Raw genomic sequence first — 23,224 nt, 5'->3', positions numbered from 1 at the left:
CATTATTTGTTCAATGTGCCATGGCCATTGCCTACGTTGTTAAACGCTATCCCCGCTATTCAGAAACCTTTATCGTCAATGAAATTCTCGCCCACGAAGCAGCGGGTTTAGACATCAAAATTTTTGCCCTGCGGCCCCCGGTGGATAGTCATTTCCAAGACAAAATTGCCAGGGTCAAAGCCCCCGTCACCTACATTCAAAAACCTAGCCAAGGGCGATCGCACCCCGATTTATTGGGGCAAAATCCCACCGCAGCCAGTTACCTCTGGGCAGAAATCCAAGCTACCGCCACCCTGATCCCTGACCTCTGGAAAAAATTAGCCTACGCCGCCGGAGAACGTTCCAGTGTTCTGTATCAAGCCCTCTGGCTCGCCCAAGCCGTCCGCCACCAGGGGATCACCCATCTCCATGCCCATTTTGCTAGCGTCGCCACCAGTGTTACCCGGTTAGCCGCCCACTTTGCGGAAGTACCCTACAGTTTTACGGCCCACGCAAAAGATATTTTCCACGAGAGCGTTGATCCAGCCGATTTCGACCGCAAACTCCAAGATGCCTGCGCTGTGGTGACTGTCAGCGACTATAACCGTGCCTATTTACAACAGCAGTATGGGGAAGTTGCAACTAAGGTCAAACGCATTTACAACGGCATGGATTTAACGGAACTTCCCTACCAACCTCCTTTAGAAAATCCACAGCCACCGTCAATTTTGTCGGTGTCGCGCCTCGTGGAAAAGAAAGGATTGACTTATTTGATCAGTGCCTGCGATCTGCTGCGCCGTTGGGGTTGCGAGTTTCACTGTCAAATCGTGGGGAGTGGCCCCCTAGAAACGACATTGCGATCGCAAATTGCCCAACACCAGCTAGAGCCTTGGGTGGAAATCATTGGCCCCAAACCCCAGGGAGAAGTATTTCAACTCCTAAAACAGGCGACAGTTTTCGCCGCTCCCTATGTCATTGGGAAAGATGGCAATCGGGACGGTTTACCTACAGTTTTGTTAGAGGCGATCGCCTTGGGGGCTCCCTGTGTGGCGACGGATGTGACAGGGGTTCCGGAAATTATTCAGCACCAGGAGACAGGGTTGCTGGTGGCCCAAAATGATCCAGAACAACTCGCCAAAGCCCTCCAAATTCTTTTAAACCAAGCAGATTTACGGCACCACTTCGCCCGGGCTGCCCGCCAGCGTTTAGAACAAGCCTTTAATCTCCAGCGCAATGCAGCCCAACTCCGCCAACTGTTCCACCAAGGGGAGGCCCAACGATGAAAATTGCCTATGTCTGCGCCGATCCAGGCATTCCGGTCTTTGGCTGTAAAGGGGCCTCGATCCATGTGCAAGAGATGATCCGTGCCTTTCAGAACCAGGGGGCAACGGTAACGCTATTTGCCGCGAGGCTTGGAGGTGAACCGCCTGCAGACTTGGCCGATTTACCCGTTTACTGCTTGCCCAAAGTTCCCAAAGGAGATCTGGCAAGCCGTGAGCAGGGACTCTTTCAACAAAATCAGACGTTGCAAAATTTATTAACCCAGGCGGCCCCCTACAATCTCGTCTATGAACGTTATTCCCTCTGGAGCCAGGCGGGGATGACCTCTGCGCGAAACTGGCAGATTCCCGGCATTTTAGAAGTGAATGCGCCCCTAATTGAAGAACAGGCCACCCACCGGGGTTTAATTGACCGGGATTTAGCGTTGCAGGTCGCAGCGACAGCCTTTGGGAAAGCAACAGCTTTAATCGCCGTGTCCGAGGGGGTGAAGGCCTATTTACAGCAATGGGTGCCGGGCGATCGCCTTTTTGTGCTGCCCAATGGGGTGAATCCAGACCGATTTTCGGAGGTTTTCAAACCGTCCGCCGCAAAGCCGTTTACGGTGGGTTTTGTGGGTTCCCTCAAGCCTTGGCATGGCCTAGATTGCCTCATTGAAGCCTTTGCTCAACTGCGACAAACTGTCCCGGAAGCGCGCTTGTTGATCGTCGGCGATGGCCCCCAACGGCAGGATCTTGAAGCGGCGATCGCCCGGCACCAGTTAACGGCCCAGGTGCAATGGACAGGGGCAGTGTCCCCAGAGGCAGTCCCCCATTGGTTAGGGCAAATGAGCATAGCGGTGGCCCCCTATCCCGCCAGTGAGGATTTTTATTTTTCCCCCCTCAAGGTGGTGGAATACATGGCGGCGGGGCTGCCTGTGGTGGCGAGTCACATTGGTCAACTGCCGGACATTGTTGACGATGGTGTGACGGGCATTTTATGCCCACCGGGGGAAGTCGCCGCCCTCGCCCAGACTCTCGAACACCTTTGGCGATCGCCCCAGTACCGGGAACAGTTAGGTCTGGCTGCCCGTGGTTTCGTGCTTAAACACCATACCTGGGATCACATTGCCGCCCAAATTTTGGCGATCGCCCAAGCCTCGTTTTTTAACGTTGAGGTTAAAAGTTAGAAAAATATGCACCGTGCCTCCCCCATGACCCAAGCTGTCCCTGGCCTCTGGGCTGTAATCACCACCTTTTGGCCCCAAATTCGTGCCCAGTGGCGACTCTTGCTAGTGGCGATGGTGACTTTACTGGCGGATGTGGGGTTGCGGCTATTGGAACCCTGGCCCCTCAAGCTGCTCATTGATGGGGTGCTGATTCCCGCTCAAACTCAACCGACCCTGGCTTTTCTTGGTTTTACAAATCTCGATCCCGCCTGGCTATTAGTTTTAATTGCGGCTGGAGTCATTGTGATTGCCGTCAGTCGGGCGATCGCCACCTATTGGAATACCGTCAGTTTGGCGATCGTCGGTAGTCGCGTCATGGCCCAGGTGCGGGATCAACTCTATGGCCATCTGCAACGGCTTTCCCTGCGCTACCACTACCAAGCCCGCAGCGGCGATCTAATTATCCGCGTCAGTAGCGATGCAAACCGTCTCCAGGAAATTTTGCTCACGGCGGCGTTGCCCCTGGTGGTTAGTCTTTTAACCCTGGGGGGAATGCTTGGGGTAATGGCCTGGCTTGATTTGAAACTCACCCTCTTATCCCTCGTGACTTTTCCGCTGTTTTGGTTTGCTGCCAGCCGTTTAAGTGCCAAAATTCGCCGTGCTTCCCTCACCCAACGCCACCGGGAAGGGGCCGTCGCTGCCACCGCCGCCGAATCCCTCGCCGCGATTAAACTGGTGCAAGCCCTTTCCCTAGAGCAGGCCTTTGCGGATCTCTTTAGCCATCAAAACCAACAGAGCCTCCAGAAGAGTATTGAAACCAAACGATTGGCCGCAAACCTGGAGCGGGTGGTGGATGTGCTGATTGCCCTAAGTACGGCCTTGGTGATGGGCTACGGGGCGCATCTCGTGATCGAAGATGCCCTCACGCCAGGAACAGTTTTGGTGTTTTTAACCTATCTGCGCAATGCTTACAAACCCGTGCAGAATTTTGCGAAATATACTGGGCGTCTGGCAAAGGCGGCGGCATCAGGGGAAAGGATTTTAAATATTTTGGCGGAAACCCCGGATATTCAGGACAAACCAGGGGCGATCGCCGCGCCATCTCTCCGGGGGGTGATTGAATTTAAAGATGTCTCCTTTGGCTATCATCCCGACCAAGGAATTCTTAAAGGGCTAAATTTAACGGTGCAACCCGGCGAAAAAATTGCCCTCGTTGGCGCTTCCGGCAGTGGAAAATCGACGCTTCTCAGCTTGTTGTTGCGCCTCTATGACCCAACAGCGGGGAAAATTCTGATTGATGATCAGGATCTGCGGGATTATCAACTGACGAGCCTCCGGAACCAAATGGCGGTGGTGCTGCAGGAGAGTTTACTGTTTGCGGCAACGATCCGGGAAAATATCGCCTATGGCATCGAGAACGCAACGATGGCCAAGATCGAAGCGGCGGCCCGTTTAGCCAATGCCCATGACTTTATCTTGCAACTGCCCCAGGGCTACGACACGGTGGTGGGGGAACGGGGGACGACCCTTTCTGGTGGACAACGGCAACGGTTGGCGATCGCCAGGGCCGCGATGCGACAAACCCCGATTTTGATCCTAGATGAACCCACCAGTGGCTTGGATAAAGTCAATGAACAGTTAGTTTTTGAAGCCCTAGAACGGTTAGCGGAAAATCGCACCACATTTCTGGTGACCCACAATCTCCAGTTGGCGATCGCCGCCGACCAAATCCTCTACCTCGACCAAGGGCAAATCCAGGAACAGGGCACCCACGCCGAATTACTGGCTCGCCAGGGCGTCTATGCTGACCTTTTCCAACGGCAAACCCTCGCAACCGTCACTCAATCCTTGGGGCGTTAACCATGGCAGAAATTTACCCTGATCCCAAAATGCCCTGGCTACCGTTTGCCCTCGACCTCCAGTTAGCCCAGCCGCATTTCATTACCATTTTTCCCACTGTGCGGAGGGTGATCAAGGCCGAACTGCTACGCCATAAAATCGGACGCCGGGCCTTGATTGCTTATTATCTGGAAACCGACGCAGGGGAACAGATTATTCTCGGCAAAATTCGCGCCAAGGGAACAGATTACAAAAGTTATGGCTACCAGCGAGCGTTATGGGAAAACGGCTTCCACGGGGATAGTGAAGATGGCTTATCGGTGCCGGAACCTCTCGGTATTGTTGAACCCTGGCGGATGTGGCTGCAACGCTGGGTGCCTGGTCAACCCGCAACCGATTTATTGATCACCCAGCCAGATTTACCCGAAAAAATTGCTGCCCTTGCCCACAAACTCCACACCTATTCCGTACCCACCCCAAAGACCCATACCATTGCTGATGAATTACAGATTCTTGGCGATCGCCTCCGGGATTTTGCCCAACAGCAACCCCAATGGCAGGGAAAAATTCAACATTTCATCGCCCAGAGTGAACGGCTAGGACAAATCTTAGAACAGCATTCCCGTCCTTTGACAACAATTCACCGGGATTTTTACCCTGATCAAATTTTGGTAGAAGGCGATCGCCTCTGGTTGGTGGATCTCGACCTCTATTGCCAGGGGGATCCCGCCGTTGATCTGGGGAATTTTATCGCCCACATGACCGAACAGAGCCTCCGCACTTTGGGTGATCCCGGTGCCATGGTTAGTCAGGAACAGGATTTAAAGACGGCTTTTTTGTCAAAACAGTCCTCAGAAAGCTCCCATCTGAGTCAAGCTATTGATATCTACGCTAACCTCACTCTCCTACGGCATATTGCCATTAGTTGGCGTATTCCAGAGCGTCGCCCGAATATTCCCACCCTGATCGAACTCTGTGGCGATCGCCTTGCCGAACAACTACAACAGGTTAGATGAGAAACTTCTCATGGAATTTTCAATGTTGTTTCATTGCTCTCGGTCATCCTTAGAATTGAAGCAATCTGCCCGACAATCCCTATCCTTTAAAAATTGGCTATTTTCCCATGGGTCAGTATCAGCATTATTTACAATCCCCGTTTTGCCGATTGGGACTGGGCGTGGCCTTTGCCATGGGGGTTTTCGGACTCTTCCCCGTACTCGCCCAGGCGACCCAATGCAAGGGAAGTTTAGGGGCGATCGCCATTGGGGATCTCGAAGTCCCTTCCGGAGCCACCTGCATTCTCCGGCAAACCACCGTACGAGGTGATGTCGTCGTCCAACCCAGAGGCACCCTCATTGCCAACGGCGCAGTGATTCAAGGTAATATTTGGGCAAAACAAGCCCTGAGTCTTAATCTCAATGCCGCAACCCAAGTGGCCGGTATTATTGAACGCCCCCTACCCCAACGCTCCCTCTTCCAGCGTTAATGGTCGTCTTTTCCCCCAAACAATGGCTTAAACTGCTGCGAATCCATTTTCTCTCGGTTCGGGGTCGCGTTTTTTTCTGGTATTTACTGCTGTTATCGGGGTTCCTGGCCATTTCCTTTCCCCTGATGTTGCACTTGGTATTTAGCAACATTAACCAGCGGGTCAGAAATGATCTCAAGGAAGATGTCTATTTGTTTGAGGGGTTGCTTAACAATGACCCCCAAGTAAAACAACGGCTTGCCCTCCGAGAAACCGAGATTTTGCCCCTCTCTACTCCGGCGGATCTGATTTCTTTGTTTAATCTGTATCTGGCCCGTCGGGTACCGGAGGACGACACTTTTATCGTTGGCGTGATTGCCGAGGAATTTTATCGCTCTAGCCCCGAAGCACTACCGCCGACCCTCCAGGCAGATTCTTCTCTTTTGCAACGCTTGGCCCAGGTAAACCGCTGGGAAGAGGGAGTTGATCCGCGTCCCAATTCGGAAACGGGGGACATTTTGTATGTGGCGCTCCCCATCGAAAATGAGGCAGGGGATATTCTGGGGCGCTTTATTGCTGTCCATGCTGTGGCGGGGGAACACAATGAAACTCTCACGTCTTTAAAAATTGTTTTTGCGACGTTGATCGGGGTTTTTTGTTTGTCCATTGCGGTGAGTGCCGTGATTGCAGGGCGGGTTTTAGCACCCCTAACTTTAATTTTGAAAACGGCAACAAGCATTAATGAATCCAACCTGACGCGACGGATTCCCATCACCACCCAGGGGGAATTGGCCAATTTAGCCCAGGCTTTTAACTCGATGCTAGACCGACTGGAAACGGCCTTTGAAAATCAGCGGCAGTTTCTTAATGATGTGGGCCATGAACTGCGTACGCCGATCACGATTATTCGGGGTCATTTGGAATTGATGGCGATCGCCCAACTGCCCCTCGAAGAACAAAAAACGGTGGAATTAGTTTTAGATGAACTGGATCGCATGGGCCGCTTGGTGCAAGAGTTGATCCTGTTGGCGAAGTTGGAGCGGCCTAATTTTTTGCACTATGAGCCGATTGATATAGAGTCATTTTTAGAAGAGCTTTACACGAAAATTACGGCTTTAACGTCTAGTCCTCGCCAATGGCAACGGCAGGGAATGGTGACGGGTATTCTCTGGGGCGATCGCCAACGGTTAACCCAAGCGCTAATTAATCTCGCCCAAAACGCCGTTCAACACACCCAACCCCATGACGAAATTTGCCTAGGGGTCACTCGCACCGGGAAAAATTTACAATTTTGGTTACAAGATAGTGGGCAGGGAATTGCCGCCGCTGACCAAACACGGATTTTTGAACGGTTTGCCCGGGGCCGCCAAGTACGGGGCACAGAAGGCTCAGGCCTGGGGTTAGCCATCGTTAAGCAGGTGGCGATCGCCCATGGCGGCAGCATTACCGTCGAAAGCGAGTTAAACAAAGGCAGTACATTTACCCTGACGATTCCCTATGACCCAGATTCTGATTATCGAAGACGAACCTAGAATCGCTTCCTTCCTTGAAAAGGGGTTTAAAAGCGAAGGCTTTACGGTGACCATCGCCAGCACCGCCAAAGAAGCCCTAGACTGGGCCTTGCAATATCCCTTTGCCCTGTTGATCTTAGATTTAGGCTTGCCCGATGCCGATGGTTTAGAGGTGCTCCATGATCTGCGCGGTCAGGGGGTCACGGCCCCAATTATTATCCTCACGGCCCGCGATGACCTCGACGACAAAGTAACTGGCTTAAACCTTGGTGCCGACGATTACTTGGGTAAACCGTTTAGTTTTAAAGAACTCCTGGCCCGTGTCCAAGCGCGGTTACGCACCTTTACCCCAAGGGCGACCCCAGAGCCGATGTGTCTGAAAACCCAGACGTTGGAGCTAGATCTCAAGGCGCGGCGGGTCAGGCAAGGGGATGTTTGGTTAGAGTTGCCCACCCGTGAATTTATCCTGTTAGAAACGTTGCTCCGTCATCCCAACCAAGTCCTCAGCCGTCAACAGCTCTTGGATCAGGTGTGGGGCTATGATTACGATCCAGGCTCGAATATCGTCGATGTGTACATTGGCTATCTCCGTAAAAAGTTGGGCAGTGATCTCATCGAGACGGTGCGGGGCATTGGTTATCGCCTCAAGACCTAAATGTCAGGGCGATCGCCTGGTACAGTTGAAAAATTCCGTCGTGGGCAATGTATGATCAGCCGTTTTAATCTGCCAGCAATTTTAGAAGGATATTCCCAGGGCTATTTTCTGATGGCGGATGAGCAACAGCATTTGGGTTGGTATTCGAGTCGGCAACGGACTTTGATTCCCCTAGATAGTCGGTTTCGTTATCCCAAATCCCTGAGGCGATCGCTCAATCAACAGATTTTTACCCCCAAAATTAACCAAGCCTTTGAGGCGGTGTGTGCCGGCTGTGCCAACCGGGATGTGACCTGGATTTCGCCGGAATTACTAGACATTTATCGGGCGTTGCACCGGGCTGGGTGGGCCCACAGTTTTGAAACCTGGCGGGGGGATCAATTAGCTGGGGGGATTTTAGGCATCGCCATTGGTGGGGCATTTATCGGGGAGTCGATGTTTTTTCAAATTCCCAATGGTTCAAAGGTGGCAATGGTTCTTTTAGTCGAACATCTGCGGCGGCAAGGCTTTATTCTGTTTGATGCCCAGTTGCAAAATCCGCACCTAGAGCGATTTGGTTCCTACGTTATTGATAACCAGGATTATCGACGGTTGTTAGCCCAGGCGGTGCGTTTGCGGTGTCAGTTTGCGCCGGATTAAAGAAGGGGAAAGATCTTTTTATAATTAAGGTGAGATTTCTTCGGCAATGGATTGAACGATGGCTTCCCTTGATGATTTGCTACGGGATTTAGAAAATCAACATCGCGCGGCAGCACCACAGCCACCGGACAATGGCCTGGATCAAACCCTAGCGGCCCTCCAGCAGGAATACCAAGCCCGCCCGCAGCCGACTGGAGAAAAGTCATCCCAGGGCGATCGCCTTTCGTCCATGTTGCAAGCCCTCGAACAGGAAACGACCGCCAACAAACTCAAAGATTGTGAAAAAAATCACCGTCTGTACCAAGACATTAACCAACTAATCGCCGAACAGCAAAAGCAAGCCCAGCAGCCCCTCCCGGAAACAGACCTCAAGGCGATCGCCGCCGCCGAAAAGCAAAAACAGGCCCAGGCTAAATATTGGCGTACCAAAGCCGAAACTTGGCTCAAGCAACTGGATCCCCTCTCCAATGAAGGGCTCTGGTTTATGGACTTTGCCGAGGGCTATGACTCCCAGCTTGCCGCCGCGATCGAGTATCTGCAGGCATTAGAATGAGGGGACACAATTATTTTTGGCAACCCTGGCAGTAACTATGGATTGGTGGCGCAAACTTCGAAATAATACCCTGGCGCGTTTGGGCGCAATTATCCTGATCACCTTTTATGTCCTCGTCATTGGTGCTGACTTTTTTGCCCCCTATGACCCCTATGTGTCCCAGGCAGATGGTTCTTTAATGCCGCCCACAGCGATCCACTGGCGCAATGGCACCCCCCATGTTTATCCCACCAGCCAGGGGCCGACGGATCTCGACACGGGCGATCGCCAACTGATTGTCGATACCGATAACCCCCAACCGCTGCGCCTCTTTGTGAAAGGTGATCCTTACCAACTGTTCCAGATCAAATTGCCCGTGCCCCCGACCTTCGAGGAAAAAATTATCTTTCCGGGCATCCGGGGCGATCGCCATTTATTTGGAGTGGTCGGCGAGGCCCGCTTTAATCTCCTCGGCACCGACGAACAGGGGCGCGATCAATTCAGTCGCTTACTCCATGGGGGCCGCATTAGCCTGTTCATTGGCCTGGTGGGGATTGTCATTTCCTTTCCCTTGGGGATGCTCATCGGTGGCATTTCCGGCTATTTTGGCGGCTGGATCGATGCGGTCTTGATGCGCTTTGTGGAAGTGTTGATGACCATTCCGGGGATTTATCTCCTCGTTTCCCTGGCGGCAATTCTGCCCGCGAGTTTAACCAGTGCCCAGCGATTCCTCTTGATCGTATTGATTACCTCGTTCATTAGCTGGTCTGGCCTGGCGCGGGTGATCCGGGGTCAAGTGCTCTCGATTAAAAACCAAGAATTTGTCCAGGCGGCCCAAGCAACGGGGGGGCGATCGCTCTACATCATCACCAAACATATCCTGCCCCAAACGGCGAGCTATGCGATTATCTCCGCAACCCTCGCCGTACCAGGATTTATCATTGCCGAATCGGTATTGAGCTTGATTGGCCTCGGCATTCAACAGCCCGACCCCAGTTGGGGCAATCTGCTCTCTTTGAGTACCAATGCGTCTATTTTGGTCTTGCAACCCTGGCTGGTGTGGTCACCCGCAATTTTGATTATCGTGACGGTGCTGGCCTTTAACCTGCTCGGTGACGGGCTACGGGATGCCCTCGATCCAAAGAGCCTCCAAAACCGCCAAGACTGAACCCTGTTGCAACTAGCCGCTGGGGTGTATTGATTTAAGAAAACTAAAGACTGTTGTGAATCCTGGGGTGATTGTTCGTAGCGATGTAACCCTGGGATATTTTTGTGTTGGGCACAGAAAAAAGACCGGCGACTTTCCGTGTTTCGTCTCGGTCTTCTTTCTGGTTCGCTCCTCACACACCTGTAAGTGTAGACCATCTTTTCTCAAACTGCCATGTTTTTTTCAAGTTTTGTGTCGAAAATTTTAAATAGACCAATCAAAAAAAGCGTGAAAGCTAACGTCCCACTGCCTTTGAGTCTTGTGAATTAATTTTCTAATTGTGGAAGATAGCGGGCTAAAAATTGGGCGAGATAGGTAAACCACTGCCAATAATGACGGCCTTGGGTGGAATTTTCACGGAGAAAATAAAATAGAGGGCAACGGCGCTGTACTTCCCAGAGAGTTTGTTCGAGGGTGGCAAAAAGATGGGGTTTGGGTGAGCGATGGAAACTCCCTAGGACACAACGGGCGATCGCCTCTAGGAGAGCTTGCTCCCAGGCGGGCAAAAGAGTTTTTTCAAAATTCCATTGGGGCGTATCAGTGGTGTAGTCAGTGGCGAGGCGACTGAGGTCTTGGAAGCGTTGCTGTAGGTAATGACAAGAGAATAAAAGATCTGAGGGCAACTGAGGGAAAATCAGATTTTCTCGCTGTAATATTTGATCTAGCCAGCGGCCGATCTCCGTCGGCATCAAAAAAAATTCTAACCAACCCTGGGGGGTGGCGATCGCCTCATAGGTGAATACCGTCGTTGCAGTTCGGTGTTTTAAATTTGATTGCGGCGTTGGAGTAGTGAGCTGAGCGAGATATGCCTGGGCAATGGTCTGGGGAGACTGGTGGCTGTGGGCGGCCAATTTTAAGGCGATCGCCGACCGAAAACCGATGCCTTGCCGTTGGAAACAGAGCTGGAGCGGAATTTCACTGGCTTTGGCAAGATCTCCCGCCTGGGCGAGGTGTACGCGAAGATCGTTGGTTAAATTGCCATCCTGGGTTATGACTGAAATGGACGCCATTGCAGCTTGCCTGGACTAGGGGGATCTTTTAGGATGATAGAGCTTTCCGCAGCTTTTGCCCGTATTAATGGCCCCTAAAACCGACCCAAGATCAGCTCACTCATATTCACTCTTTTTTTGCGTATTTTTGTGTATCTATTAAGTAATGTCTCAGTTCTTTGCCCTTGACGAAATTAAGCCCCACTCGCCTTTAATCACAGAGTTTTTGCAAGAATGGGCGATCGCCCACTGTCGGAGTCGGACGTTTTTCCAGGAAGAAACCATTCCTACCCGACCCGGTTTGCTCTACTTTGTCACGAAAGGATTTGTGCGCCTTGAAAGTCGTCTGCGGCATTTCCAGCCTTCCCTTTCCCTAGATGGACAGCCGGTAATTTTGGCGTTTATTGGGGCCGATCAACCCATTGATATCTACCGCAGTCCGATGATCTCGTTCCAGGCGATCGCCCAGGTAGATCAAACAGAAGTCTTTTGGCTCTACTGGGAAGATCTCGACCAGTGGCCCACCCTAAAAAACAACGTATTACAAGCGCTCCGGCACCAGCAGCAACACCAGCGCCTAGAGCAGACCCTCCTGTGCCAACGTAAAACTATTGATCGGCTGTGGCTATACCTAGAAATGTTGGGGCGGACCCACGGCAACCCTTCCCCGGAAGGAATGATGATTCCATTTCCCCTCACCAGCAAGCAATTGTCTGAGGTTCTGGGGGCCACTCAGGTAACGGTCAATCGCCTCCTCAAACAACTCATGCAAGCGGATAAAATTCAACTCACCCAGGCGGATCGGTTTCAGGTTCGCCTCAGCCACTGAAAATGAAATTTAAAGGGTTAAAGGGCGAGGATTTGACGCACCTGTTCCATGGTTTCGGTGTAGAGAACATCTTTGCCCCAGCGTTGGAGCTGTTGCCCCAGGAGATGCTCGGTTGCTTGATCGGCCAAGGGGGTGACCTGTTCAATGCGGCAGGATTGCGCACCACCACCCGACTCCATGTGCATACAGCCAGAGGTTTCTGAACAAATCACGGTGCAACAATCGGCATCAAGGTTATTGGAGGTGAGTTTGAGGCTCACGAGATCGCCGACGATATCCCCCACATCGGCCATGGGTAGACCTACTAGTTCAGCCGTAATTGCTTTTTTGTGGCGATCGCCAAAACGAATGCGGTGAATCTCATAATCCCCTGATTCCCGTTCGATGTCCGTCGGATGCCAGCCGAGGCGACTGGCGAGCCAGCCTAAAAACAAAATCGCTTGGGTGGCATTCCCTTTTTCGTAGTTGAGGGTCACATGGTCTACATCCCAGATGGCTTCCCGTCGTTCTGGGGGGTCAAAGGCAGCGGCGGTTAACTCTTGCCAAGCTGCTAAGCGACTCCAATTGAGATCGGCGGTGTTGGTGCCCTGTTGCAACAGTTCGCACACAACCTTGAGATCTGCTTCGGCATCCCGGAAGCCACTGGAATCGAGGATGAGGGTATCTGCTTCGGCCATCAACCGTTGAAAAAGGCCATAGTTGCTATCTGGCACTGCCTTCCACCAGATGAATTTTGGCAAATCCCGCACCATCAAAGCTGTAATTAGGCCCCCAATGCGCTCTAGGGCTGCCGCTGTGCCACTCAGGGTAATGTACTCGCAACAAACAAGGGTGCTACCGCCCCGTTTATTAATCGGACAATAGGCCGAGACCTGGGCGGAAACGCCTTCATCTTCACCGGTGGTGGGACAAAGGGTAATGATTCGACAGGGATTCGCAGCGGCGATCGCATCGGCCACCCCAGAACTACTCAGATCGGCCGAATAGGTCAACGGTTGGCAGCCTTGATCCTGACTCTGGCACTCCCACATTTCCCGGAGCTTCGCGAGTAATTCCGGTGAAATCTTACCGGTTTCCTCAAAACCATAGGCTTTTTGAGCAGCCCGGATTGCTGCCACCGTGCGCGAACCAGCGATCCCATCGATTGGCCCCGAATAAAATCCTAAACTTGCCAACAATGCTTGGGAATCGTCCGGCTCATAGACCAAAAAACTAAAGGTGGTGGCCCGGGTGGCACTCATGCCCTCATCGGAGCGGTAATTTTGCCAGAGTTGTGCCAGTTCCGCTTCAATCTCCTCAATCGAGACATCCTTCGGAGCTTGCAAAGAAACAAGGGGTGCTGAAATAGTCATAATTTTTCCAGAGATTGCTTAGAGAGTTTTTTGCGAAATTTGCGTGCGAAAAGAATTAAGAAATCAAAAATAAACAAACACTGAGAGCCGATATTTGTTCCCTAAAATTGGAAATTCGCCTCTACAACCGACGCCAACGGCGACCATCCCGATTAATCAAAAATTCCGCTTCTGTCGGTTCCCAAGTCCCCGCCTCATATTGGGGCACATTGCTAGGATCCGCTGGCCCATCCCACGCCGCTAGAGCTGGTGTCACCACACGCCAAGCCTCCTCCACCTCATCGGCCCGGGTAAAGAGAGTTTGATCACCGACCATACAATCTAAAAGCAGTCGGGTGTAAGCATCCTGGGTGGCCATGGCAAAGGATGTTCCATAGCTAAAATCCATATCCACGCTGCGGGTTCTAATATCTGCGCCGGGCATTTTGGCCTCAAAGCGTAGGGAAATGCCCTCATTGGGTTGAATTCGCAGGGCCAGGGTATTGGGATTCGCCTGTTTTGCTGCCGATGGGAAGATCGCCAGGGGCACCTGCTTAAATTGAATTGCAATTTCTGAAACTTTCTTGGGCAAACGCTTGCCGGTGCGCAGATAGAAAGGCACCCCTTGCCAGCGCCAATTATCTACCATAAATTTCATCGCCACGTAGGTGGGCGTCGTTGATTCGGGATTGACGCCGGATTCTTCCCGGTAACCGGGAACGGGTTTGCCTTTCATCCAACCTGCTTTGTATTGTCCTCGAATCGCTGATTTATCAAGATTATGGATATCGGCGAGGTGGGTAGCCTGTAATACCTTGGTTTTTTCGCTGCGAATACTGTCGGCATTTAAAGCATTGGGCGCTTCCATCGCCGTTAAACAAAACAGTTGCATCAGGTGATTTTGCAACATATCCCGCAGGGCGCCGGAGGTTTCGTAATAACCTGCACGATCTTCGACACCGACGGTTTCGGCGACGGTAATTTGCACGTGATCGACGTAATGGCGATTCCAGAGGGGTTCAAAGATGGCGTTGGCAAACCGAAAGACCAACAGGTTTTGGACAGTTTCTTTGCCGAGGTAGTGGTCAATACGGTAAACCTGTTCTTCACGGCAGACGTTTTTAACGACATTGTTTAAAACTTGGGCAGAACTGAGATCTTTGCCAAAAGGTTTCTCAATGACGAGGCGGTGTTTGAGAGGATCATTGAGCATCCCAGCCGCACCCAGATTTTTGATGCCAGGCGGGAAAAACTTCGGAGAGACCGCAAGGTAAAAGACGCGATTACCTCTGGTACCTCGTTTTTGATCGAGTTCGTCTAAAAAGGTTTTAAGTTTCTGGTAACTGTCGGGGTCGTCCATATTGCCGGAACAATAAAAAAGCCCTTCGGCAAAGTTGTTCCAGAGGTCTTCGCTGCCGATGCCGTCGGAAAATTCCTCAATGCCCTGGCGCATTTGTTCGCGGAAGTAATCGTGGCTCCAGTCCCGCCGGGCAACACCGACGATAGTGATCTCCGGTGGCAATAAATTATCTTTTTTGAGGGCGTAGAGGGAGGGAACGAGTTTACGCTGGGTGAGATCGCCGGAAGCACCAAAGATAACGATGATCAGGGGGTCTGGGGTGCGTTCTTGGCGGAGTCCGACTCTGAGGGGATTTTCTTGTAAGGCAACCATAGGGCTGGGTTTGAAGGAGCAATGGGGTAATCAGAAAGGGATTTTTGACATCTCCCTAAAATCCCCTATGGAGGAGACTTTAGGGGTGGGTTTGGTTAGACAGTGGCCAATTGTTTGACTTTGGTTTCGAGGGAGTCCATGAGGGATTCGAAGGGCTTGATAAATTTTTCGATCCCTTCTTCGAGGAGTTCGGCCATTACAGTGTCAAGATCGATCGCCACATCTGCGTCACCGAGGGCGGCAATGATTTGTTTGGCTTGGGCGACGTTGGCAGTAATGCGGTTGGCGGGATCGCAGTGGTCGGCACAGGCTTCGATGGTGTCGGGGGGCAGGGTATTGACGGTGTCAGCGCCGACGAGTTCATCGACATACATTACATCGCTATAGTCGGGATTTTTGGTGCCGGTGCTGGCCCAGAGGAGTCGTTGGGGTTTCGCGCCTTTCGCAGCGAGGGCTTGCCAACGGTCGCTACTGAAAATCTCAAGGTAATGTTGGTAGGCAATTTTTGCGTTGGCGATCGCCACTTTTCCTTTGAGACCGATCAGCTTGCTGGCGACATCTTCGCTGACCCCGGATTTAATTTTGGCATCGAGTTGATTGTCGATGTTGACGTCAATGCGGCTGAGGAAGAAGCTGGCAACGGAGGCAATGTTGCTGATATCTTCCCCGGCAGCGGCGCGTTTTTCGAGTCCTTCGATGTAGGCCCAAGCGGTGTCGATGTAGGCTTGTACAGAAAATAGCAGGGTGACATTGACGTTAATCCCTTCGGCGATCGCCTCGGTGACGGCGGGCAAACCTTCGGGGGTACCGGGGATTTTGATCATTACGTTGGGACGACCAATTTCCTTGAAATAGCGGCGGGCTTCTTTGATCGTGCTTTCGGTGTCTTTGGCAATGTTGGGGGGAACTTCAATGCTCACATAGCCATCGAGGGCGTCGGTTTTTTCGTAGACCCCCGCAAAAATATCGCAGGCGTTGCCAATGTCCTCAAACACAATGGATTCGTAAATTTCGAGGGTGGATTTTCCGGCCGCAATGCCCTGCTTGATCGCCTCGTCGTAAATTTCGTTACCGGCGATCGCCTTTTCAAAAATTGCTGGATTAGAGGTAATCCCATGGATCCCCCGACTGTCGATCAATTGTGCCAATTCCCCAGAGGTGATTAGATCCCGACTGAGGTTATCCATCCAGATACTTTGACCATAGTCTTCAATATCAATAATCGGGTTTGCGGTAGCCATAGGTCATTACTCCTTTTGTGTGCGGCGATCGCCCCCAAGCAGTGGGTATTAATGTTTTGATACAGTGCGTGGGGGCACTACTCTCAACTTACAAGATCTTTTTAAAAGTGGCCGGGGATTGTTGAGGAAGTTTTCACTTTTTGAAAAAATCTTGACCTGATTTGTGAGGATTACCTCACCTCAAGGGCCGGGGTCTGGATTGCCGGGACGAAAGAATTATTTTAAAGGCTGTTTTTAAACAGGTTAAATTTTCCCTAAAGGGTTACCTAGCTCAGTGTTGTGACCATAGAAAAGCTCTTTTTGGCTGCTAATCTCTCCCAACCCTTGGCATTTCTTAAACAAATATAAAATTACGTCTTCAGTGAAAATTTTTCTTTAGAAAAAAACATTAAAACTTAAGATTTCACCACCTTGATTTTCGCTAGCTAAAAAATGCCTATTGGAAGGGTTGGATTTCGATGGCGTCCCCATCTTTAAGATAGGGGGCTCCTTTTACCACCAGGCGATCGCCCGCTTGCAACCCCCCTAACACTTCAATCTGGTCATTGTCTAAAAGCTCCCCAAGTTGGACAGTGACGGCGGTAACGGTGTTGTCATTATTCACCCGGAAAACCGTCGCCTGCTCGCCATCCTGGGGAATCACAGCCTCCGTGGGCACCCCTAAACCCTGGGCCTGGGCCAGAAGGATATTGCCCCGTAAAAACATCCCTGGCTTGAGGTCTGTCCCTGGGGGCAAACTAATTTTTAGGGTCGCCTGGCGGGATTGTCGGTCAACGGTGGGGACAATCTCTTGGATTTGCCCCGTGAGCTGAAGATTGGGATCGCGATCGCTGGTAATTTCAACGGTTTGGCCAATTTCGACCTGATTCAGTTGGGTTTCGGGAATGTTTGCTTCGAGTTCTAATTGTCCTGCTTCTAAAAGATTAAATAACGGCTCACTGGCAGCACTGAGATCACCGAGTTGAGCGAATTTTTCGAGGATTTTACCGGAACGTGGTGCTCGGACTTGGGTCTCCCGCAACCGGGTGGTCACTAGGCTAACCTGGGCCTGGGCCTGTTGTAGTTGGGCTTCTGCCTGGGCCAGGGTTTCAAGACGGGGGCCACGGCGCAATTCTTGCAGGCGTTGTTCGGCTTCCCGTAATGTGGCCTGATTTTGACTGACACTGGCGGCGGCACCATCGCGACGGGTGCGGGTCTCATCGAGGGTATCGGCGGCGATCGCCCCGGCTTCAAATAATTCTTGGTTCCGTTGTAGGCGTTGTTCGCTCAGCTTGAGATCCGCTTGACTCCGACCGAGGGCGGCCCTGGCTTGGTTCACTTGTTCCTGGGCGCGGGCAAGTTCTTCGGAGCGGGCTCCGGCTCTGAGTTCGGCGAGGCGGGCTTGGGCTTGGGCGACCTGGGCTTGGGCTTGACGGAGTTCTGCCTGGAGGATGGCATTATCCAGTTGGGCCAGCAGTTGACCCGCTTGAACATTGTCCCCTTCATCCACCAAAAGATTAGTAATCTGGAGACCCGAACGGGCCGCCGTAACCGCTACAATCTCAGCGGGGGTAACGGTGCCCACAATCGCCATGGTTTTGGCGATCGCCTGGGGTTCGAGGGTCAAGGTCGTGACAGCTCGCCCAGGGGCTTGATTGGGGTTTGTCGTTGGGGCGGATGAGGTTTCTTCGGGTTGGGAGCTGGAAAATTGCCCCCCTACATAAGTGGCGATCGCCCCGATTAAAATCCCGACCACCAAACCAAGCCAGGGTAGCCGCTTCGATTGAGAGGCGATCGCTGGATTATCAGTCGGATCCGGTTTCGGGGCGAGTTGGGTCACGATGGGATATTTGTAATATTGCTTAATAATTATCTTAAAAAATTTTGGGCTGATTTGGTGGCTTTCGCCAGAAGTCCCCAGAAACTTGGGTGATAACCTACCCCGAAAGTTACAGTGGCGGCCCCCGTCCGCCGAAAAGGAGTGTCAAAATATAAACATTGTCTTAAATTTTCTCCATGACCCTTGAGTTGATTTCCCTAGAAACCCTGCAAACCCTCGTCACAGAGTATGGCTATTGGTCTGTTTTTATCGGCATCGGCCTGGAAAATATGGGTATCCCCCTCCCCGGAGAAGCGTTAACCCTGCTGGGGGGCTTTTTTGCCGGGAGTGGCGAGCTGCAATACCGCTGGGTTTTGTGTGGGGCGATCGCCGGATCATTCATCGGTAATAATATCGGCTACCTGGTGGGAAAGTGGGGTGGGCTGCCGCTGCTCCAGAAAGTGGCCCATTTTTTTAGAATTAGTGACGAAAAGCTCGCCGAAACTAAACAAAAGTTTTTAGAAAATGCCCCTAAAGCTGTTTTTGTTGGCCGGTTTATCACCTTTTTTCGGATTTTTGCCGCTCCCTTCGCCGGCATTGTGGGGATGGCCTGGCCGATCTTTCTGCTGTGCAATTTAGCAGGGGCGATCGCCTGGGGAACAGTGACGGTGACACTCCCCTATTTCCTCGGACGCATCATGCCCCTGGCGGATGTGTTGCGATTCATGGCGAAATTCGGTCTCCTTGTTTTTGCCTTCGTCGCGGCCTGGATTATTGTTCCCCTGTGGTTGGAGTATCGCCCCCGCAACCAACCGGAAAAATAAGCCGCGAAAATCTTCAAGTTTTCTCGTCTACCCCAGCAAGCCGCTCGCCAGTCACCCCTAATGATTCAGTGGATAGTCTCTTAGCTCAAAGCACCACCACAACTCGAGCCACTTCCTGCTGTGCAACCATAGCAATAGGGTTTCGTCGCCACCGTTTCAATGACATCTAAAGATTCTGCCTCTAGGAGGTGCCGCACCGTTACAGGCTGGCCGTCGGGAGTGCGGGCCGGGAGAGCTTCCATCTGGTTAAAATCACAATCGAAAATATTGCCTTCATAATCCACAGAAAGCTGACTACGACACATGAGATTAGGCACTGTCGTCCCGTTATGGTGCGCCGCCAAAAAGCTGAGATAGGGTTTATAGAGCGCGTGGGCCTGGAGATAATTTTTTACGCGGCCAATGGGTAAATTTGTGATCGTAAACAGGTGATTAAACTGAATTTGAAAATGGCGTGCTAAATAGGCTTTGTAATCCTGCTCTAGGTTCGCTTGATTGGGCGTGAGGGAAAAGTCTTGGTTCCGGGGCACGGGCGGATTGTAAACCAAGTCCAAGACCAGGGCGGGATCTCGACCATAACCCAAGGCATTTAATCGTTGTAGGGCCGCAATGGAATCTTGGTACACTCCCGCACCCCGTTGGCGATCGACGTTATCTTCTAAATAACAGGGCAGGGACGCGACTACCCGTACCTGATTTTCCGCAAAATAGGTGGGTAAATCTTCGTACCCAGGCACGAAAAAAATGGTTAGGTTTGAGCGCACAATCACATCTTTCCCTGTTTCCCGTGCTGCAGCCACCAGTTGCCTAAACCCATCGTGCATTTCCGGCGCTCCCCCCGTGAGATCCACCGTTTGAATTTGGGGGAAGGTGCGAACTAGTTGGATCAATTGGGCACAAATCTCTGGGCTGAGTGCCTCGGTACGCTTCGGGCCGGCCTCAACGTGGCAATGGGTGCAGGCGAGGTTGCATTTTTTGCCGAGGTTAATTTGGAGAGTGCTGATGGGGATTTTGCTTAGGGGTTGACCCAAGGTTTTCTGAAAAGCTGGGATTGCAGTTTGGGTTGGGGTTTGAACCATGGTAATTGGGATAACAGAACAGGGATGAGTTTTGAGCAATTTAGCAACAACTGTCAGTGCGACAACAGGCGGATTCTTCGGTTAGTTGGGTGAGCTGGTAATCTGCGCCCTTGGTCTCCTGGGGATTACGGCGGGCCTCTGGGTGACAGTTAAATGGGGCGGCTGTTTCCGGGGGAATTGCTTGGTAGGGGGCAACGGGAATAAATTGCCCGGCATAGGGGCCATCGGGATTCGTCAGGCGCTGAAAGGTTTGATCACAAACGGCCATTCTTTCACCTCGAAAATAGGTGCGACCTGTATCATCTTTGATCTGTTTCCAGGGGCCTTTGTAAATGACGGCTTGATGCCGTTCGCGACCAATTGCTTTTTCGCCTTTATAGGCCCGGACGGTCATAGAGCGAAATTCGATGCCATCAATGGTCTGCCAGGGTTCAGCCCCGTAATTAAGGATTTCAACGCTAGAAAAACCCGCCGCCTCAAACATTTGCAAAAATTCGGCTTCCAGAAAAGCGCCAGCAATGCAACCACTCCATAACTCTGGATCATTGAGGATTTTTTCGGTGGGTGGCTCATCACAGACGATATCCGAGATGACGGCGCGGCCCCCTTTTTTCAGAACCCGGTGGATTTCCTGGAACAGTTGTTGTTTGTCGCTGGGTTTGACGAGGTTTAAAACACAGTTGGAGATCACAAGGTCAATGCTCTCGTCGGCAATTAGGGGGGACTCTGCCCGGAGGCGATCGCCTTCTGTTTCATAGCGGGCAATATCTTCTAGGGTGGTAATGGGATTTGCCTGGAGCCAAGCCTGGAGCAGATCAAGGGGAAGTTTAAGGTCTTGGATTTTCCCTTTGACAAATTCGGTATTCTGGAAGCCAATTTTCGTGGCGATCGCCCCTTGATATTTGCGGGCGAGATTTAACATCACATCATTAAAATCAACGCCAATCACCTTGCCCGTCGGCCCCACTTTTTGGGCCACCATGTAGCAATTTTTGCCAGCTCCACACCCCAGATCAAGGACGGTATCTCCTGGGATTGCATAGCGAGTCGGATCACCACAGCCGTAATCCTTCGTCAAAATTTCATCGGGAATCACATCCAGATAATGGACATCCTGGTAGTCCGTCGGGCAACACAGACTGGGTTCGTGGGTCTGGGCTCCCGCTTGGTAGCGACTGAGAACCGCATTCTCCACATCGTAAGTCGGTGTAATACTTTGTTCGGGCATTGGTGAGTTTTGACCCCAGATCAGCGCGTATGTGTTGATCATCATATCGATGATTTATGAAAATCACCTGAGTCAATGGCGCAAATACAGCCAAATCACCTGAATTTCTCCACCATCGGTTAACCTTTGACCCTATGTTTGCCCCTCGGTTCTTGCCTACAATGGGAAAGAATTTTTAAGTTTAAATGTTGCCTTCCCCCATGACCTCAAACGCTGCCCCCGTTGGAACTGACTTTGATCGTGCCATGATGCAACGCTGTATTACGTTAGCAAAGCAGGCAGCCGGAAAAACCGCCCCAAACCCAATGGTGGGCGCTGTGGTCGTTCAAGATCAAAACATTATTGGTGAAGGATTTCATCCGGGGGCAGGTCAACCCCATGCAGAGGTGTTTGCACTCCGGGAGGCAGGGGCAGCCGCCCAAGGAGCAACGCTCTATGTCAGCCTAGAACCCTGTAACCACCACGGCAGAACACCTCCCTGTAGTCAGGCGGTGGTTAAAGCGGGCATCTCTAAGGTCGTAGTCGGCATGGTCGATCCGAATCCTTTAGTGGCGGGGGGCGGTTTAAAAACCCTCACGGATGCGGGCATCGAAGTTGTAACGGGTGTCGAAGAGGCTGCTTGTCGAGAGTTAAATGCGGGTTTTATTTGGCGGATGCTGCATCAGCGTCCCCTCGGTATTTTGAAATATGCCATGACCCTCGATGGCAAAATTGCCACGACCACGGGCCACAGTGCTTGGATTACTCACCAGGAAACCCGCAACCAGGTCTATGATCTTCGTTCCCAGTGTGATGCAGTGGTTGTCGGGGGAAATACGGTACGCCTTGATAATCCTTATTTAACGACCCATGGCACCACTGACCACAATCCTTTGCGCATTGTTGTGAGCCAAACTTTAACCCTGCCCCGTGATCGCCATTTGTGGGATGTGACCGCTGCCCCGACGGTGGTTTTGACCCAGGCCACAGCGAATCCAGAAATGCAGGCTTTCCTCCAGCAACGGCGCGTGGAAGTGGTACACCTTGATCCAGTTTCCCCTGAAGGCGTGATGCAATATCTCTATGACCGGGGTTGTTTGCAGGTGTTGTGGGAATGTGGCGGCACCCTCGCGGCGGCGGCGATCGCCTCTGGCAGTATCCAAAAGGTGATGGCTTTCATCGCCCCGAAAATTATTGGTGGGCAAGGGGCACCGACCCCCGTGGGGAATTTGGGTTTGACGCTCATGGACGAGGCGATCGCCCTCGAAAATGTCCAGCTTCAATCCATCGGCCATGATTTCCTGTTAACTGGCGATCTCCCCAATTTGAAGGAATAATTTGTCGCCCTAAGCTTCACATGAGGCGTAACCAGGAAAATAGCTCTGTGGCGGTGAGTTGCCAAGGGGCGATCGCTGGCAAAACGGGAAGCGGATCGTCTTGTTCTTTGAATTCAGCGAGTTTATCAGGGTAAAAAATGGTAACTGAGTAGTCCTCTGGGGCAATGAGCCAACCGAGTTTTGTCCCTTGTTGCAGAGAAAAAAGAATTTTTTCGATGACTCTGAGGGGATTTTGTTCTGGAGAGAGAATTTCAATCACCCAATCTGGGGCAACAGAAAACCGATTTTGGATTTCGCCATTTTCATCTACAGGAATATTGGCCCACTCGAACACCGCAATATCAGGTACAAGGGAGCGATCGCCGAAGGTACAACGTAATTCAGGAAAAGCATAGGCTAATTTTTCAGGCTGTCCAACGCGATTAATTTCCGCCACTAAACGACCTTGCAATGTACTGTGCTTTCCTTGGGGCATCGGTTTTTGATGAATTTTCCCGTTGATATATTCGCTTGCTGGTTTGGTTTCAGGTAACTCCAAAAATTCAGCTAGGGAAGATTCCTGGGAAACTGCTGTGACCATCGCCATTACAACTGCTCCTGTTCACTATGAAACCATTTTAGACTTCATTCTCAGTGTGTTAGTGTCAATGGTATCGACAAAAAAG

The 23,224-nt window shown here is 51.7% G+C and carries 21 protein-coding genes; 13 read left to right on the top strand and 8 right to left on the bottom strand.

Going from position 1 to position 23,224, the window contains the following annotated elements:
* The first annotated feature begins 20 nt into the window (after positions 1-20).
* The 10 genes from AACT35_RS00530 (at position 21) to AACT35_RS00485 (ending at position 10,213) form a co-directional block, all read left to right on the top strand.
* Positions 21-1,262 (top strand): glycosyltransferase family 4 protein, encoded by a 1,242-nt coding sequence (locus AACT35_RS00530; RefSeq protein WP_099237416.1) that lies wholly within the window; start codon positions 21-23, stop codon positions 1,260-1,262.
* Positions 1,259-2,425 (top strand): glycosyltransferase family 4 protein, encoded by a 1,167-nt coding sequence (locus AACT35_RS00525; protein WP_099237414.1) that lies wholly within the window; start codon positions 1,259-1,261, stop codon positions 2,423-2,425. The genes AACT35_RS00530 and AACT35_RS00525 overlap by 4 nt, the downstream gene beginning before the upstream one ends.
* Before the next feature lie 24 nt (positions 2,426-2,449).
* Positions 2,450-4,264, top strand: coding sequence for an ABC transporter ATP-binding protein (locus AACT35_RS00520; RefSeq protein ID WP_254047926.1), 1,815 nt, complete (start codon positions 2,450-2,452; stop codon positions 4,262-4,264).
* Positions 4,265-4,266: 2 nt separating this feature from the next.
* On the top strand, positions 4,267-5,259 hold the full coding sequence (locus tag AACT35_RS00515; protein ID WP_099237411.1) for a phosphotransferase family protein: 993 nt from the start codon (positions 4,267-4,269) through the stop codon (positions 5,257-5,259).
* Between the two features lie 107 nt (positions 5,260-5,366).
* A complete protein-coding gene (locus AACT35_RS00510) occupies positions 5,367-5,729 on the top strand; it encodes a hypothetical protein (protein ID WP_012307064.1) in 363 nt (120 codons plus the stop codon).
* A complete protein-coding gene (locus tag AACT35_RS00505; protein ID WP_099237410.1) occupies positions 5,729-7,240 on the top strand; it encodes a sensor histidine kinase in 1,512 nt (503 codons plus the stop codon). Before AACT35_RS00510 ends, AACT35_RS00505 begins: the two co-directional genes overlap by 1 nt.
* Positions 7,206-7,874, top strand: a complete 669-nt coding sequence (locus AACT35_RS00500; protein WP_099237408.1) for a response regulator transcription factor — start codon at positions 7,206-7,208, stop codon at positions 7,872-7,874. The genes AACT35_RS00505 and AACT35_RS00500 overlap by 35 nt, the downstream gene beginning before the upstream one ends.
* Positions 7,875-7,925: 51 nt before the next feature.
* The gene (aat, locus tag AACT35_RS00495) at positions 7,926-8,513 is read left to right on the top strand and encodes a leucyl/phenylalanyl-tRNA--protein transferase (RefSeq protein ID WP_099237406.1); all 588 of its coding nucleotides are present in this window, start codon (positions 7,926-7,928) and stop codon (positions 8,511-8,513) included.
* Positions 8,514-8,571: 58 nt separating this feature from the next.
* Positions 8,572-9,066 carry a salt stress protein, Slr1339 family gene (locus AACT35_RS00490; protein WP_099237404.1) on the top strand — a complete coding sequence of 165 codons (495 nt, stop codon included), beginning with the start codon at positions 8,572-8,574 and terminating at the stop codon, positions 9,064-9,066.
* A 37-nt stretch (positions 9,067-9,103) separates the two neighbouring features.
* Positions 9,104-10,213 (top strand): ABC transporter permease, encoded by a 1,110-nt coding sequence (locus AACT35_RS00485; protein WP_030007174.1) that lies wholly within the window; start codon positions 9,104-9,106, stop codon positions 10,211-10,213.
* A gap of 305 nt (positions 10,214-10,518) precedes the next feature.
* Here AACT35_RS00485 and AACT35_RS00480 read toward each other — a convergent pair whose 3' ends face one another.
* Entirely contained in the window at positions 10,519-11,262 is a 744-nt protein-coding gene (locus AACT35_RS00480; RefSeq protein ID WP_099237402.1) for a hypothetical protein, read from the bottom strand.
* 145 nt (positions 11,263-11,407) lie between these two features.
* Between AACT35_RS00480 and AACT35_RS00475 the strand changes: the two genes are divergently transcribed.
* A complete protein-coding gene (locus AACT35_RS00475) occupies positions 11,408-12,070 on the top strand; it encodes a Crp/Fnr family transcriptional regulator (RefSeq protein WP_012307071.1) in 663 nt (220 codons plus the stop codon).
* A 17-nt stretch (positions 12,071-12,087) separates the two neighbouring features.
* Here the strand turns inward: AACT35_RS00475 and opcA are convergent, their stop codons facing one another.
* From opcA to AACT35_RS00455, 4 genes are all read right to left on the bottom strand, one after another.
* Positions 12,088-13,422, bottom strand: a complete 1,335-nt coding sequence (gene opcA / locus AACT35_RS00470) for a glucose-6-phosphate dehydrogenase assembly protein OpcA (protein WP_216820499.1) — start codon at positions 13,420-13,422, stop codon at positions 12,088-12,090.
* A 121-nt stretch (positions 13,423-13,543) separates the two neighbouring features.
* A complete protein-coding gene (gene zwf, locus AACT35_RS00465; protein ID WP_012307073.1) occupies positions 13,544-15,073 on the bottom strand; it encodes a glucose-6-phosphate dehydrogenase in 1,530 nt (509 codons plus the stop codon).
* A 95-nt stretch (positions 15,074-15,168) separates the two neighbouring features.
* Positions 15,169-16,314, bottom strand: a complete 1,146-nt coding sequence (tal, locus tag AACT35_RS00460) for a transaldolase (protein WP_099237398.1) — start codon at positions 16,312-16,314, stop codon at positions 15,169-15,171.
* A gap of 436 nt (positions 16,315-16,750) precedes the next feature.
* The gene (locus AACT35_RS00455) at positions 16,751-18,133 is read right to left on the bottom strand and encodes an efflux RND transporter periplasmic adaptor subunit (protein WP_099237396.1); all 1,383 of its coding nucleotides are present in this window, start codon (positions 18,131-18,133) and stop codon (positions 16,751-16,753) included.
* 176 nt (positions 18,134-18,309) lie between these two features.
* Between AACT35_RS00455 and AACT35_RS00450 the strand changes: the two genes are divergently transcribed.
* The gene (locus AACT35_RS00450; protein WP_099237394.1) at positions 18,310-18,936 is read left to right on the top strand and encodes a DedA family protein; all 627 of its coding nucleotides are present in this window, start codon (positions 18,310-18,312) and stop codon (positions 18,934-18,936) included.
* An 80-nt stretch (positions 18,937-19,016) separates the two neighbouring features.
* Here AACT35_RS00450 and arsS read toward each other — a convergent pair whose 3' ends face one another.
* Together arsS and AACT35_RS00440 are read right to left on the bottom strand one after the other, a co-directional pair.
* Positions 19,017-20,015: an arsenosugar biosynthesis radical SAM (seleno)protein ArsS gene (arsS, locus tag AACT35_RS00445; RefSeq protein ID WP_099237482.1), complete on the bottom strand. Its 999-nt coding sequence runs from the start codon at positions 20,013-20,015 to the stop codon at positions 19,017-19,019.
* Between the two features lie 40 nt (positions 20,016-20,055).
* Entirely contained in the window at positions 20,056-21,243 is a 1,188-nt protein-coding gene (locus AACT35_RS00440) for a methyltransferase domain-containing protein (RefSeq protein WP_099237392.1), read from the bottom strand.
* Between the two features lie 200 nt (positions 21,244-21,443).
* On the opposite strand from AACT35_RS00440, the gene ribD reads away from it, so the two are divergent.
* Entirely contained in the window at positions 21,444-22,559 is a 1,116-nt protein-coding gene (gene ribD / locus AACT35_RS00435; protein ID WP_099237480.1) for a bifunctional diaminohydroxyphosphoribosylaminopyrimidine deaminase/5-amino-6-(5-phosphoribosylamino)uracil reductase RibD, read from the top strand.
* 16 nt (positions 22,560-22,575) lie between these two features.
* Here ribD and AACT35_RS00430 read toward each other — a convergent pair whose 3' ends face one another.
* Positions 22,576-23,139 (bottom strand): Uma2 family endonuclease, encoded by a 564-nt coding sequence (locus AACT35_RS00430; protein WP_254047930.1) that lies wholly within the window; start codon positions 23,137-23,139, stop codon positions 22,576-22,578.
* Positions 23,140-23,224: the final 85 nt, after the last annotated feature.

This window comes from Synechococcus sp. BDU 130192, from assembly GCF_963876085.1.
In the GTDB taxonomy this organism is placed as follows: domain Bacteria; phylum Cyanobacteriota; class Cyanobacteriia; order Cyanobacteriales; family MRBY01; genus MRBY01.
This window is presented reverse-complemented; position numbering and strand designations above follow the sequence as displayed.

Bases quoted from the DNA above. Each gene is read 5' to 3' on its own strand.
- AACT35_RS00510 (WP_012307064.1), top strand. From the start codon at position 5,367: ATGGGTCAGTATCAGCATTATTTACAATCCCCGTTTTGCCGATTGGGA.
- zwf (WP_012307073.1), bottom strand. From the start codon at position 15,073: ATGGTTGCCTTACAAGAAAATCCCCTCAGAGTCGGACTCCGCCAAGAA.
- AACT35_RS00430 (WP_254047930.1), bottom strand. From the start codon at position 23,139: ATGGTCACAGCAGTTTCCCAGGAATCTTCCCTAGCTGAATTTTTGGAG.
- AACT35_RS00485 (WP_030007174.1), top strand. From the start codon at position 9,104: ATGGATTGGTGGCGCAAACTTCGAAATAATACCCTGGCGCGTTTGGGC.
- tal (WP_099237398.1), bottom strand. From the start codon at position 16,314: ATGGCTACCGCAAACCCGATTATTGATATTGAAGACTATGGTCAAAGT.
- AACT35_RS00475 (WP_012307071.1), top strand. From the start codon at position 11,408: ATGTCTCAGTTCTTTGCCCTTGACGAAATTAAGCCCCACTCGCCTTTA.
- aat (WP_099237406.1), top strand. From the start codon at position 7,926: ATGATCAGCCGTTTTAATCTGCCAGCAATTTTAGAAGGATATTCCCAG.
- AACT35_RS00515 (WP_099237411.1), top strand. From the start codon at position 4,267: ATGGCAGAAATTTACCCTGATCCCAAAATGCCCTGGCTACCGTTTGCC.
- AACT35_RS00530 (WP_099237416.1), top strand. From the start codon at position 21: ATGGCCATTGCCTACGTTGTTAAACGCTATCCCCGCTATTCAGAAACC.
- arsS (WP_099237482.1), bottom strand. From the start codon at position 20,015: ATGGTTCAAACCCCAACCCAAACTGCAATCCCAGCTTTTCAGAAAACC.
- AACT35_RS00440 (WP_099237392.1), bottom strand. From the start codon at position 21,243: ATGCCCGAACAAAGTATTACACCGACTTACGATGTGGAGAATGCGGTT.
- AACT35_RS00505 (WP_099237410.1), top strand. From the start codon at position 5,729: ATGGTCGTCTTTTCCCCCAAACAATGGCTTAAACTGCTGCGAATCCAT.
- AACT35_RS00490 (WP_099237404.1), top strand. From the start codon at position 8,572: ATGGCTTCCCTTGATGATTTGCTACGGGATTTAGAAAATCAACATCGC.
- AACT35_RS00500 (WP_099237408.1), top strand. From the start codon at position 7,206: ATGACCCAGATTCTGATTATCGAAGACGAACCTAGAATCGCTTCCTTC.
- ribD (WP_099237480.1), top strand. From the start codon at position 21,444: ATGACCTCAAACGCTGCCCCCGTTGGAACTGACTTTGATCGTGCCATG.
- AACT35_RS00450 (WP_099237394.1), top strand. From the start codon at position 18,310: ATGACCCTTGAGTTGATTTCCCTAGAAACCCTGCAAACCCTCGTCACA.
- AACT35_RS00525 (WP_099237414.1), top strand. From the start codon at position 1,259: ATGAAAATTGCCTATGTCTGCGCCGATCCAGGCATTCCGGTCTTTGGC.
- AACT35_RS00480 (WP_099237402.1), bottom strand. From the start codon at position 11,262: ATGGCGTCCATTTCAGTCATAACCCAGGATGGCAATTTAACCAACGAT.
- AACT35_RS00520 (WP_254047926.1), top strand. From the start codon at position 2,450: ATGACCCAAGCTGTCCCTGGCCTCTGGGCTGTAATCACCACCTTTTGG.
- opcA (WP_216820499.1), bottom strand. From the start codon at position 13,422: ATGACTATTTCAGCACCCCTTGTTTCTTTGCAAGCTCCGAAGGATGTC.